Origin of the sequence: Chitinophaga sp. (genome assembly GCF_036566945.1) — a bacterium.
In the GTDB taxonomy this organism is placed as follows: Bacteria; Bacteroidota; Bacteroidia; order Chitinophagales; family Chitinophagaceae; genus Chitinophaga.
The window spans coordinates 1-13,824 of record NZ_DATCVJ010001012.1; the positions used below are offsets into that span (position 1 = coordinate 1).

The window sequence follows — 13,824 nt, forward strand, 5'->3', positions numbered from 1 at the left end:
CGTCAAAAATGCATTTAATAATAATACCCCATGTTCTGCCCATTTGGTCAGATTGCCACTGGTAGGGATTTCGAGACCGAGGTCTGTTTTCATTTCCTTATAAATATTGACGAGTGAGGGCGGAGGTTTAACGCCATCCAACACAGAGAAGCTGAGTCCATGCGCCTGTCCTGCACCATGATACGGGTCCTGTCCCAGAATCACTACCTTTACTTTGTCTATCGGCGTTTTGTCAAAAGCATTAAAGATCAGATTGCCGGCGGGATAAATCACTTTATTCAACGCTTTTTCATGTTTCAGAAACATGACTATCTGATCGAAATAAGCTTTATGAAATTCATCTTTTAGCGCTTCCTTCCAGCTAGATTCCATTTGTACATCCATAGTATTCACAACTATATTTAAAGAAAAATAAATTAAATTTGATTTATTGAGAGAAATTTACATAAATTTGCACTCCCAAAACGCGAGATAAATATAGCAATTTATTTCACATTACAAGGGAAATGGAACATAAGTCTTGGTAGCTCAGCTGGATAGAGCAACTGCCTTCTAAGCAGTAGGCCATTGGTTCGAATCCAATCCAGGACACAAAATAAAAGGACAAACTGAATCATCAGTTTGTCCTTTTTGTTTTATATTTTATTGTACCAATATCGTTTGACTAACTTTAGCCGGGGCTGCGGGAATATTTACCGAATCTGCGCCTTTCATGGCTATCTGGCCATTCAGTTCTACTCTGGCACGGATATAATATTTCCCCTGCGGTAAATTCTGTACAGTTACCGATCCGTTGTTGCCGGTAATGGTATCGCGAACGCTGCCCGAGATATTATCCAACGCCCATAAACTTCTGCTGGTGAAGAAATAAATGCTGGTGCCATTAACGGGCGTACCAGCGTTATCTATGGCGGTGAGCAGTAATTCGCTGGAAGGCGTTTCTTTTTTAAGTATAAGGTCAACGGGCGTTTCACCGGTTGCATTGACAAAAATGGTTGCCTTTGCCTTGTAGTGAGTAGTGCCTTGCGTAACGGTGGCGTACAGGTAATAGTTGCCCGCGGGTAAAGAATTTAGTTTGATGGTACCATCGCTGGAGGTGGTACTGTCGCGGTATTTGCCGGCGCAGTCTTCCTGGTTAAACAACAGCGGATTATTAAATACGCAGAAATCTACACCCGGAATCGGATTACCTGCTTCATTCACCGTACGTACTACCATGGTGTTGACAGCGGTTTTTTTCATTATTATTTTGGAAGATGTGGTGCCGGTAGCGGTTACTGCCACATTTAATTTTCCTTTATATTCTACGTTATTCAATTTCGTTTGTGCGTATACGTAGTAGTCACCTGCCTGGAGGTTGGTTAGTTTAATAGTACCATCATTTCCTGATGATTTTTGTTGAGAGCTACCGTCGCAGGATTCCTGGTTGAAAAGTAGCGGATTATTGAAAATGCAACAGTTGATACCCGGCAGCAGGGCGCCTGATTCGTCTACTACGGTTAGTAGCAGTGTATTTTTGATGTTGAGAGCCGTACTTAACAGGACGGTATTCCTGCTGATACCTTTACCACTGAAGGTAAAAGTGGTATCTGCAGATATGATGCCGTTAGGACTATTGAACTTTGCACGTACATAATAATTGCCGGCTTTGTAGTTGTAAAATATAACGCGGCCGTATTGATCCGTGATAGAATCTTTAATGCTATTCGAATTATCGGCCGTATCCGATTCAAATACTTCCTTGTTATTATACAGCCAAATTTTAGCGCCTTTGAGAGGTTGTTGTTCGCTGTTTAATACATACAGCAGCAAACCATTTTGCCGGATGGTGTCATTCTCTGCAAGAAGTGTCACACTGTCTGCCGGCGCGGATCGGGTAATATAGGTGGAATAGGCTACACCGTCGATCGTATCGCTGACGAAGAGCAGGTAGGTGCTACCTTTTTTTAACCGTTTAAAAGTGAAGTTACCCTGGGCATCTGTGACGGAATAGTAAAGATAGTTATTGTAGTCTGTGGTATCTTTTCCAATAAATACTTTTGTCCCGGCCATTAATTTTAATGTTCCGCTACCGCTGATATTATCGCGGTAGTTGAGCTTTCCGCTGATAGTGGCATCGCCTTGCAGGTCATCTTCAAAATCATCGCCAAACTTATTGCAACCAATGACGAACAATATTGCACAGATGAATAAAGTGATTAGCTTTTTCATAATGTTGTCAATTATTTTTTAAAGATGTTAATAACTTTTATGATGGCTTCTGTGTCAATATTAAGCCCGATGAAAGGACCTGCATACGACAATACATTGGCTTCTTTTTTCACTTCATTATTGGCGATGCTATACTTTGTACGTCTGTATAGATGCGGCCCCCCTGTAAGTTTGATTCCGGGATTAAGGTCAAATGAGATCCCCGGATAAAAGTGGTCCATGACATCGGGAATATCCAGGCCCAGGAATAAAGAAAAGCGGGTATAGTATGGACATTCTTTCGAATTAAACCAATGCTCATCCAGCATATTGATACGGGCAAAATAAACATTGAGGCCTACGACGAAACTGGTGGTTTTGGTAGATGTTTTTATAACTGCCCCCGCTGTTTCCGTTCCCGGCGTGAAGGTGGTTTGCCCATAGCTGGCGCGGGCGCCGGTGAACATTAAACCGGCACTCGCCATCATCCGCTTAAGATTAGCAGTTTTTACCGTGAAAGTGGCCAGTGTAGTGCTGTCTTGTGCATCACTGTTTTTGAAGAAACTCCTGATCGCGTATTCAGTGGTTACATCTTTATCAACTTTACCTGTTTCCAGGACTACTGTTCTATAAAATGGGGTAGTGATGCCTGTACGATTCATTACCATAGTATCCGGTGGCAGACTGCTTTCTGTTACAACAGGAAGCGTATTAGCCAGCACCAGGCTATCGCTGCTCAGTGTTTCCAGGCCCGCTATGTATTGTTCATACATAGTTTTATATGCTTTGATAAAATTAGTTACATAGGTGGGCATCTGTAATACCGATCCATTTGGTTGTTTCGCAGGTATTTTTGCTTTTATTTGTTCAAAAATGGAGGGATTGAAATTATGAGCGGCTTTAAGATCTTCTTCCAGGTGTTTCTGCACCAATGCGGTATCTGTAACACTCTTATTGACGGCTTTACTTTTAGGGAAATCAGTATCCTTCATACTTTTCTCAAGGCTCACCTGTCCAAATAAGCCGGTGAGAAAGGCGAGTGAGGGATTAAATGAGGCATAGGCCGTTGCGAGGATACCTAAACCCGAGGATATACTATCAATAAGGCTGTTTCGGCCGGAATGGGCTTCCTGTTTCACAATCCGCAGTACTGGCTTTTCTGCTGCAAATGTATTATGCATATTGATCCTCACATTTTCATCGCCTCTGAGTGGGGCATCTATTTCATCCACCTGCTTTTTGGTAGGGTCGTCAGGCAGCCGGAAGAAGTGAATGTTACGCTCCTTTTTTATTCCTCCCTTTGATAGCGATATCCTGTTCAATAGTTCACCAGGGATCAGGGTTTGAGCTACTAAAGACACGTTATCTGCACGGGTTAATGGTGTTGTTATTTTACCGGTAACGGTATCCTTTGCCAGTATTTCAAAGGGATTAATAACAGGTGATCCGCCTCTTAGCCAGATCCAGTTTTTGAAATAGCTGGCATGCGCGATAGCATTTACTATGTCATTCTTCAGAAATTTCTGATGCAATGAGGTGATATCCTCATAATCCTGTTTGGTTACATCGTTAATGTTTTTAGAGAGCAGTAATGCTTTTTTATACAGGCTATCCAGCTCCTTTTCTACCCCATTGTAAGTGGCTTCGGTTAAGGCATTGAGTTTATTGTTACTTTGCGGATAAGTATCGTTATACAGGTCTGTTACAAACTTATTAAAAAGACGGTTCACTGTCAGGTCAATGATATATGCATTCGCCACCGGATCAAAATTTCTATCAGACAGCTGGAGGCTATTGCTAAATGGTTTCCCATTTAAACGATACCAGTCTGCCGTTTTACTACTCAGCAAAGTATCTAACCGGCGAAAAAATGGCTGGAGGTGAGTCAGGGAGGGTATCAGCGCGCTGTTGTCAATCCAGGCTCTGATAGCCTTCAGGTCTTTGACGAGTGGGCCTATAGCGCCTGGCATTGCCTGATTGTAATATGGCTGATATATTAACCTGCGACTGCTGAGGTGGTCGATAGTTGAATCTAATTTTTCGCGGAAAAATGTTTTTAGTTTTTCCCGTAGAAAATCGTCTGTTATAGCGCCATCTATTTTCACATTAAGGGTGGCATCGTTATTAGCAGCGAGTGTAATTTTATCTACCCGTCCGGAAGTATCGAGTGATATATATTGTGCCTGCAGTCCAATACAGCTATGCAGCCACACAATGAAGAGCAACATTTTTTTCATCATGGTAGGGACTATTTTATCAAATCAAGGAATTGAGATGTGCGGAGTATTTTTTCACCTTTGCTGCCCGGGCATTCGTCGAAAGGACATAGCAGGGAGAGTTTACAGGTAATATTTAATATGTTGGGGCGGAAGTCCTTTGTTCCGGTGATCAGCAATCCTTCGATCAGGTTGGTACTGGCATTAAAGACAGGAGAACCTGAATTCCCTTCATAGGTATCACTGTTCAGCAGGAAGTAAGCGGGGCTGGTATTTTCCATGATCTTAGCTTTTCCTGCCAATTTAAACGGGATACCGGCTGGCGTTCCTATCACATAATAGGTATTGCTGTTGTTGACGGCAGATTGCTGACTTAATGCGGGGATACGCCGGGCATCTATTTTTTTATTCACCCGGATAATACAGACGTCCTGATTGTTGGCAGGATCATAATAAGGGATAATTTTTGTGGCAATAAACACATTGGCTTCCTCAAAATATTGTGGCGCATGATGCAGCGTATCCATGATATAATCAAATACATAGTAGTAACGTTTGAGCATAGTGGGATTCAGGCAATGCCCGGCTGTAATAAGGGTAGAGTCGTTGACTACAAAGGCCGTAAAATCCGCTGCAGCCGGCTGATTGGCGTAGGGCTCATCATCACACAGGATCGCACGTTGCTGAAAAGTGGGATAGTTTTGTAGTTTAAACCCGGCGCCTGATTCAGGAGACAACATATCCCAGGGAATAGCTGCTACCACACATCTGGCATTACACATGTCTTTCCGCTGCGGGTTAGGATTAGATAAATCACCAGTGTTATATACTACTTCTTCTCTATCATCGGTGTCGCCGCGAATAGCATTGATGTTGTTTGCTTTACAAATTCTTTTGTACACATCAATGGATTCCATGTCAGATAAAAAATTTAACGGCTTGTTTCTGATCAGCATACCCTTGATTTCTTCTTGCTTATAGTACTTTTCATAGCCGGTGGGGAAGGTATCTCCCCGCAATTTTCCGGCCCTGCGCAGTATTTCCAGGTAAGCTTCTCTCGGCTTATATGCTTTGGTCATCGCGGTTACCTTTGAGTCGTGAAATCGTCCCTTTACAGCTTCAATGTTGATGAGTTGTTTGTAGGTAAATGGCTCGTACCTGGCGGGATATAACTCCGGGAACGATAACTGCTTGGAGATATTGGCCTCTTGGGCATCACTATCAATGGTGAATAAACATACCATTGCTAATGAAAAAATGATTTTGGGGATCAATTTCATGGTAGAGGAATTTTAAATTATCCGGACTTGCTGATGTGTCTAAGGGATTAAATATGATCAGATTAGGTTGATTATTTGTCTTGAAAGTACAGTTTAATGTCAGGATTTCAAAATCGTTTTATGTAAAGCGGCTGCATTTCAGCTGTAAAGCATGCTTTTGGGCATGTTCGGACAAACAGGCGTCAGAATTTTTATTACATTTAATACATAAACTTACATCATGGCAGACTTCATTAAATCCTGTGTTCCTCAGTCACATATTTTCGTCAATCTGGAATTTGTTACTGACATAGAAATTGCCGAGGATAAGCGATCCATTCATTTTCATTATTCCAAAGACAAAAGTGTAGGATGGAAATATGAAGATGAAAAACAGCTGGAAGATGACCTGAGCCTGATTAAGCACCGCAGCTCAGATAAGTATAAAAGCCGGCAGAGTGGCTTTAGAATGGCGAATGATTAGTGACAGCTGAGTCGGCTGGCACAACGATTGTAAAAATAAGTACATGCAGTTTTATCCGAAGTTATTGGCAGCCATGTTGCTGCTAACCGGCATTGTGCCGGCGATGAAAGCCCAGACCGCCTTTAAATTTGCAGAAGTGTCTGATACACATGTAGGCAGCGATCATGCGCTGGAAGACCTGCAGCGCACGGTGGATGATATCAATAGTCAGCCTGATCTTGCCTTTGTGATCATTTCCGGTGATATCACCGAATTTGGTGCAGACGCGGAACTGCGGCAGGCCAAAGCCGTATTGGACGGATTGCAGAAACCCTGGTATATTATTCCCGGGAATCACGATACCAAATGGTCTGAGAGTGGGGGGAATACTTTCCGGAAAGTATTTGGCAATGAAACATTTTCGTTTAGCCATGGAGGATACCAATTTATAGGTACCAACAGCGGACCTAACATGCGGATGGGACCGGGGCAGGTTCCCCGCGAAAACATCGTATGGCTGGATAAGATCCTGAAAGAAAAAGACACCACTACACCCATTATCTACATTAATCATTACCCGCAGAATGAAGACCTGAATAATTGGTATGAGGCCATAGACCGGCTGAAACAGCACAATATCCAGCTGATACTCTGTGGTCATGGACATGCTAACCATGTATTTGATTTCGAGGAGATACCAGGGGTGATGTGTCGTTCTAATCTCCGGGCAAAAGACAGTATCGGCGGGTATAACATAGTGACTATTGGCAATGGGAAAGCCGCTTTTGAAGAAAGAACTCCTGTAACACAAAAGAACAGGGCCTGGGCAGCAGTACCGCTCACCAGCCATATGGCCGGAACGGGTAAGCCGGCATTTCCGAGACCTTCTTTCGCCATGAATGATTCTTTTCCAAACGTAAAGGCTGCCTGGGTATACCAGGACAACAGCGATATTGGTGCTGGCATGGCGTTGTACAAAGACCTGGTGATCGCTACCAACACCGCCGGCGATATTTATGCGCTGCAACAAAAGAACGGTAAAAAGAAATGGGCTTTTTCTACCAAAGGAAAAATATATGCGACCCCGGTAGTGGCCGGGAACAAAGTGGTAGTAGGATCTTCCGACCATTTTATTTATTGTCTCAATGCTGCCAACGGCAAATTGCTATGGCAATTTGAAACGGATAAGCCATTGGTAGCCAGTACGGAGATTGTAAACGGTATAGCGTATACCGGCGCTTCAGACGGGCATTTCAGGGCTATTGATCTTAACACGGGCAAACTGGTATGGGAGTACACGGCCGTGAATGGCTTTGTGGAAGACAAACCGCTTTTTTACCAGGGCAATATTTATTTCGGTAGCTGGGGCAACGACTTCTATGCGCTGGATGCCCATACCGGTGCATTAAAATGGAAATGGAATAATGGTGCTGCCAACAGAATGTTTTCTCCGGCAGCCTGCTGGCCGGTGGCAGCGGACAATAAAATTTTTATAGTAGCACCGGATCGGTTTATGACAGCCTTTAACGCCTCCACCGGTGAAGTAGTATGGCGCAAGTCCAGGCCAGATGTAAGGATGCGCGAATCGTTAGGACTCGCAGCCGATAGCAGCGAAGTACTCATTAAAACGATGGAAGGACGGTTATACGGTGTTTCCACACAGGCAGATAGTTTGCAGTTACTATGGCAATCGCCTGTAGAGATGGGCTACGAGCTGGATCCGGCAGCACCGGTAGAGCGGGATCGTGTGATTTACGTACCTACTCACTCCGGTGTAACGTATGCCATCGCTGCAAAAGACCATTCGCTGTTGTGGAAATTCAAATTATCCAACTGCCTTATTAATGCAGTACTGCCGGCCGGGAATAAGCAGGTGTTGGTGAGTACCATGGACGGTAAACTCGCGCTGATACGGTATTAGCCGCTTATTTATCAGTGTGGGAAAGTAAAAAAGGATCAGCGGGAAACCTGATCCTTTTTTACTTTCCCACACTGCGTGTGAGATCTTCGGGATAAGAAAAAAAAGGTTTTTCTTTTTTTATATACTTCTTACCCATGTTCACCGTTTATTAAAATTATATTTGTAGGGTTTTTCATTATTGCTATTATGATCGCATCCATATTAACCAGGCTTGAGTCTTCCCGCAAGGAATTACTGGATTTAGGTCTCAGGAATCCATTGTTGAATTACAAACTGCCCGTAGGCAAAGGTTTACATATTGTAGACGAACAATCTGCCGCCATTTATGATATACTGGTGAGGGAAAATAAAACTATGTCCTTTCTCGGACGGCCTGAAAAAAAGCAGGACGAGGAAGTGGTGGAATACAATGAACCGGTATCGAAAGAATCGTATAACGATACCCGTTTGCAGACGAATGAAAACCAGGTGAATCTGCATGCGAAATTGCTGAATACGTATTATGCTGCCCGCATGAGTATGGAAGAACAGGGGGTGAACATCCTCTATATTTCTCTCGGCATGCTGCAATGGTATGAAGAAGCAGGTAGTGAGGAAGCCCGACTGGCGCCATTGATCATGGTACCGGTGTCGCTGGACCGATCCAGTGCGCGGGAACGTTTTCGTTTGAAATATTCTCTGGAAGAAGTGGGTGTGAACATTTCCCTGCAGGCAAAAATGAAAGCCGATTTTAACATTCACATACCGGACCTGCCGGATGCAGAAGATTTTGACGTCAACGCTTATCTCGCGGCAGTAGCGGAAGCGATAGACGTTATGCCCAAATGGAAAGTGGCGCCGGATGCCATAGAGCTGGGTTTTTTCTCTTTCGGTAAATTTATGATCTACAACGACCTGGATGCCTCCAAATGGCAGCAGGAAGATGATATGCTGACGCATCCGATTATTCAAAGCCTTTTTGGTGGCGGATTTTCAGATGATGCACCACAAATACCGGAAGACGCTTTTATTGATCATGATACCAAAGCACATGAGCTGTTCCAGGTAGTAGATGCCGACAGTTCCCAGATCATGGCGATGCTGGCAGTACAGGAAGGCCGCAACCTGGTAATACAGGGACCTCCGGGTACGGGGAAATCCCAAACGATTACCAACATTATTGCCGACGCCATTGGCCGGGGAAAGAAAGTGTTGTTTGTAGCGGAGAAAATGGCTGCCCTGGAAGTAGTGAAACGCCGGCTGGATAATATTCAGCTGGGAGAAGCCTGCCTCGAATTACACAGCCACAAAGCCAATAAAAAAGAACTGCACCAGGAACTGCGGCGGGTACTGGAACTGGGCCGCCCCTCTATCCGGAAACTACAGGAAGAAGTATTACTGTTAGAGGGTTATAAAAAAGAATTGAATGACTATTGCCTCTCGGTGAATGGCGCCATTGATAAAAGTGGTTTAACGGCTCACCAGGTTATAGGCTACCTGTTACGGTTAAACGAAGAAACAGCCGGCATTACTTTGCCGGCCATTCAGTTGTCGCAAATAGGTCAGTGGGATGCGGCAGCGATGAACAAGGCCACTGCTATGGCATTGCGCATACAGGCTTGTTTGCAGGAGATCGGGGTGCCTTCAGCTTTAACTTTCCGCGGCAGTGAACTCACGGTACTATTACCGCATGAACAGGCCGCTTTATCCAATTTACTCACTGCAGCATCAGGCGCTTTAACAGCACTGCTACAGGCGACCGCCGCCATCGCAGGAAAAATTGGGATCACATCTCCCCAGGATATTTCCACTACTACTGCACTGATCAATATTTGTGACCTGCTGTCGCAACAGCCGGATCTGCAGGAAGTAGACGTTACCAATAATGCCTGGTTGCTACAGCAACAGGACATTGCAGAATGGCTCACCGCAGGCGTGGCGGCTACTGCTGTGCAACAACAATATCACGACATTTTTATTCCGGAAGCCTGGGAACAAAATGTGATGGAAATCAGGCAGGACCTGCTGGCACATGGCAACAAGTGGTATAAGTTCCTGATCGGGGCTTATAAACGCAGTAACCGGCAACTGGCGGCCTTGTGTAAACATCCGCTGCCCGGCGATAATGAAGAGAAATTACAGTATGTAGATGCTATCATGGAATTCCGGCGACAGGACGCACTGCTGAAAGAACATGCTGCATTGGGCAGAACCCTGTTCGGCAGCCGCTGGCAGAAATCCCAGACAGACTGGGAGGCATTGCAGACCGCTACCACCTATGTTACGGACATGCATAAACGTATTGCAGCGGGTACTTGTCCGGCTGCAGTAGCTACCTATCTGCAACACCATCGCGATGCGGCCGCCGCACTGGCAGATAAAGAACAATTAGGGCGCTTATTGCAGGAGCAGCAGCAACGCAGCGAGGCTGTCTTACAAAAACTGGAAATGAACAGCCGCCACTACCCGGCACTGTTTACCACACAGCAAAGTACGCTGCAAACATGGATCGATAAATTGCCGGAAATACATCACCTCATTTCCTGGAACAATATAACGGATACGGCTATACAGGAAAACCTGGAATGCCTGATTACACCTGTACAGGACTGGGATGGCGGGCATCTGTTACTAAAAACAGCCCTCCTGAAAACCTGGTATGAATACCTGGTGGAAACAGCCGTGAAGTCACAACCTGCACTGCGCAAATTTGAGCGCGGCGGGCATGAAGAAATGGTACAGCAGTTCCGTAAATTAGATGTGCTGAACCTGCAATATAACCGTGCCCGCGCTGCATTACAGCATTGGGAACAAATGCCCCGTGTAGATGCCGGTGGACAAGTGAACATGCTCCGCACAGAATTTAATAAGAAAGCAAGGCATATGCCTATCCGCAAACTCATGCAGGAAGCGGGTTTGGCCATACAGGCGATTAAGCCGGTATTTATGATGAGTCCTTTGTCTATCGCCAATTTCTTGCCTCCGGCTACACTGGAATTTGATCTTGTGATTTTTGATGAAGCCAGCCAGGTAAAGCCGGTAGAGGCTTTGGGCGCCATACTGCGTGGAAAACAATTGGTAGTAGTAGGCGATAACAAGCAGTTACCACCTACCAGTTTCTTTGATTCGCTCACGAAAGAAGTAGATGATGAAGAAAACGTGACCGCAGATATGCAAAGTATCCTGGGATTATGCGATGCGCAGGGCGCGCCACAACGTATGTTGCGCTGGCATTACAGGAGCAGGCATGAATCGCTGATTACTTTATCCAATCATGAATTTTACGAAAATAAATTAGTCATATTCCCGAGCCCCGGCTCTAAAGAACAAAAAGGACTGGTTTTTCATCACCTGAAAGACACCGCTTATGATCGTGGTAAAACCCGTACCAATCCTAAGGAAGCAGAGATCGTAGCAGATGCGGTAATGGAACATGCCCGCAAGAATCCTGCGCTGAGTTTAGGGGTGGTAGCGTTCAGTACTTCACAAAGACAAGCTATCAGCGATGCGCTGGAATTACGCCGGCGTAAATCGCCCGAGCTGGAATCCTTTTTCAGCGGGCATCAGGACGAGCCTTTCTTTGTAAAGAACCTGGAGAATGTGCAGGGCGATGAGCGGGATGTGATCTTTATCTCTATCGGTTACGGACGTACGGAGGAAGGCTATGTGGCCATGTCTTTCGGGCCGTTGAATAATGAAGGCGGAGAAAGAAGGCTCAATGTACTGATTACACGGGCGAAAACGCGCTGTGAAGTATTTACCAATATCACCGCAGATGATATTGATGTAAACAGAACAAAAAGTTATGGTATACAGTCGCTGAAAAATTTCCTCTATTTCGCACAGCATGGTAAGCTGTATATGACGGCGGAAACGGGCTTGCCGGCCGACAGTCCTTTCGAGGAAAATGTGGCTGCCAAGCTGGAGGCACTGGGATATATTGTACGTAAACAGGTAGGATCAAAAGGATTTTATATTGATCTCGCTATTGTAGATGCAGAAAATCCGGGTCGTTATTTACTGGGCATAGAATGCGACGGTGCTGCTTATCATTCGGCCCGCTCTGCCCGTGATCGGGATCGTTTGCGGCAGCAGGTACTGGAAGCCATCGGCTGGAAGATATACCGGGTGTGGAGTACAGACTGGTTCCGGAATCCGGAGCGGGAATTGAACCGGTTGGTGGCTGCCATCGAAAAAGTAAAGGCAGCAGTAGCGATTGATGACCAGGTGGCCGCAGATGTTATCAAAGAAACGGCGCCGATTTTAACGCGGGAGGCGGTAGTCAGCACAGAAGCCACCATACCGGTATATGAAACGGCGGTGCTGCCGGACGAAATCAGGGAGCAGGAATTTCATCTTTCTCCAATTGGCCTGTTATGTAACTGGATAGAGCAGGTAGTGGTGGTAGAGAGTCCAGTTCATTTTGATGAACTGGCCAGACGCATGGTAGAAGCAGCGGGCATTACAAGGGTTGGCCCCCGTATCCGGGAAATACTGCGTCATGCGGTGCGCCATTCAGATGCCAGTAAAAGAATAAAGATAAAAGGGCAATTCCTCTGGGATACTTCACTGAGTACACCTGTAGTCCGCAACCGTAGCCATTTACCGGCTGCTGCCCGTAAAATCAATTACATTGCGGCGGAAGAAATCAGCGTGGCACTTGAAAAAGTGGTGAAGGATGCCGTCGCTATTCAGCGGGAAGATGCCGTACCTTTTATTGCCAAGATGTTTGGCTATAGCCGGGTAACAGAGGAAATGAAAGAAGAAATCCTGAAAGCCATTGATTTCAGTGTAGAAAATAACTATGTACAACAGGAAGGGGAGTTGCTGAAACCATAATATCGTACAAGGGCTGTATCAAAACCGAACACGTAATTAAATAATTATATTTGTTTGGTGTTGATATTGAAAAGTTGCCCGCATGGCATGTTTTTTCTTTCCATGTGTTTGGGAAGAGATTGAGTGAGGTAGGATTCATCATTAAATTTATCAGGATGTTTCGTAATCATCTCCTTATTGCCTGGCGCAACCTGCTCCGTTATAAATATTATTCACTGATCAATATTGCCGGTCTGGCTATTGGTTTGGCAGCCTGCTGGTTGTTGCTGTTATATGTACAGCGGGAAACCAGTTATGATAATTTTTATCCGCATGCTGATCGTATTTACCGCGCCGTTAACCGTGCCACGTGGGCGGGTGGTAACCTCAACCTGGCCACTACTTCCGCGCCTTTTGCAGCGGTATTGAAAAAAGATTATCCGGAAATAGAACAAACTACCCGGGTAGATCCCGAAGGTGGTGCGGCGTTGAAATACGGAGAAAAGAAACTGGAAGTAGGAGACATGCTTTTTGTGGACACTACTTTTTTTAATGTATTTGATTTTCCTTTTGTAGCCGGTGATGCTATGAGTGCATTATCTCAGCCTAATTCACTGGTGTTAACGCGCACGCTGGCGGAGAAGCTGCTGGGTACTGCATCTGATGCCATTGGAAAAACGGTGTTGACAGAAGACAGCACTGTTTATACGATTACGGCGGTGATGGAAGATGTACCCGTTAATTCGCATTTTTCTTTCAGTGCATTGCGGTTGCTGCCGCCTCATTATGACGAAGATGGCTGGCAGGATTTTAACGTATATACGTACCTGTTATTACAACCGGGTGCAGACGGTAAGAGGCTGGAAGCCAAGCTGCCGGCATTTTTTGAGCGGTATTTAAAACCGCGTATGGGAAATGTGACTTACAAAATGGAGTTACAGCCGGTCACTGATATTCACCTGCATTCTCATCTTGATT

The 13,824-nt window shown here is 45.2% G+C and carries 8 protein-coding genes and 1 tRNA gene; 5 read left to right on the top strand and 4 right to left on the bottom strand.

The window, feature by feature from the left end; genetic code table 11:
• Window positions 1-384: uracil-DNA glycosylase (locus VIP81_RS30250; protein WP_331970684.1), on the bottom strand; the 384-nt coding region annotated here is incomplete at its 3' end.
• Window positions 385-517: 133 nt separating this feature from the next.
• On the opposite strand from VIP81_RS30250, the gene VIP81_RS30255 reads away from it, so the two are divergent.
• Window positions 518-591, top strand: a tRNA-Arg gene (locus tag VIP81_RS30255).
• 51 nt (window positions 592-642) lie between these two features.
• Here the strand turns inward: VIP81_RS30255 and VIP81_RS30260 are convergent.
• The 3 genes from VIP81_RS30260 to VIP81_RS30270 are packed head-to-tail and all read right to left on the bottom strand — an operon-like array spanning window position 643 to window position 5,686.
• A complete protein-coding gene (locus tag VIP81_RS30260) occupies window positions 643-2,211 on the bottom strand; it encodes a SpaA isopeptide-forming pilin-related protein (protein ID WP_331970687.1) in 1,569 nt (522 codons plus the stop codon).
• An 11-nt stretch (window positions 2,212-2,222) separates the two neighbouring features.
• Entirely contained in the window at window positions 2,223-4,430 is a 2,208-nt protein-coding gene (locus VIP81_RS30265; RefSeq protein WP_331970690.1) for a hypothetical protein, read from the bottom strand.
• Window positions 4,431-4,438: 8 nt separating this feature from the next.
• Window positions 4,439-5,686 carry a serine protease gene (locus VIP81_RS30270; RefSeq protein ID WP_331970693.1) on the bottom strand — a complete coding sequence of 416 codons (1,248 nt, stop codon included), beginning with the start codon at window positions 5,684-5,686 and terminating at the stop codon, window positions 4,439-4,441.
• A gap of 220 nt (window positions 5,687-5,906) precedes the next feature.
• Between VIP81_RS30270 and VIP81_RS30275 the strand changes: the two genes are divergently transcribed.
• The 4 genes from VIP81_RS30275 to VIP81_RS30290 form a co-directional block, all read left to right on the top strand.
• The gene (locus VIP81_RS30275) at window positions 5,907-6,149 is read left to right on the top strand and encodes a hypothetical protein (RefSeq protein WP_331970696.1); all 243 of its coding nucleotides are present in this window, start codon (window positions 5,907-5,909) and stop codon (window positions 6,147-6,149) included.
• A gap of 43 nt (window positions 6,150-6,192) precedes the next feature.
• Window positions 6,193-8,049: a PQQ-binding-like beta-propeller repeat protein gene (locus VIP81_RS30280; protein ID WP_331970699.1), complete on the top strand. Its 1,857-nt coding sequence runs from the start codon at window positions 6,193-6,195 to the stop codon at window positions 8,047-8,049.
• A gap of 186 nt (window positions 8,050-8,235) precedes the next feature.
• Window positions 8,236-12,867 (top strand): DUF3320 domain-containing protein, encoded by a 4,632-nt coding sequence (locus tag VIP81_RS30285; RefSeq protein WP_331970702.1) that lies wholly within the window; start codon window positions 8,236-8,238, stop codon window positions 12,865-12,867.
• Between the two features lie 155 nt (window positions 12,868-13,022).
• Window positions 13,023-13,824: ABC transporter permease (locus VIP81_RS30290; RefSeq protein ID WP_331970705.1), on the top strand; the 802-nt coding region annotated here is incomplete at its 3' end.

Coding starts and splice junctions, on each gene's coding strand:
- VIP81_RS30280 (WP_331970699.1), top strand. CDS start 6,193: ATGCAGTTTTATCCGAAGTTATTGGCAGCCATGTTGCTGCTAACCGGC.
- VIP81_RS30260 (WP_331970687.1), bottom strand. CDS start 2,211: ATGAAAAAGCTAATCACTTTATTCATCTGTGCAATATTGTTCGTCATT.
- VIP81_RS30265 (WP_331970690.1), bottom strand. CDS start 4,430: ATGATGAAAAAAATGTTGCTCTTCATTGTGTGGCTGCATAGCTGTATT.
- VIP81_RS30285 (WP_331970702.1), top strand. CDS start 8,236: ATGATCGCATCCATATTAACCAGGCTTGAGTCTTCCCGCAAGGAATTA.
- VIP81_RS30275 (WP_331970696.1), top strand. CDS start 5,907: ATGGCAGACTTCATTAAATCCTGTGTTCCTCAGTCACATATTTTCGTC.
- VIP81_RS30270 (WP_331970693.1), bottom strand. CDS start 5,686: ATGAAATTGATCCCCAAAATCATTTTTTCATTAGCAATGGTATGTTTA.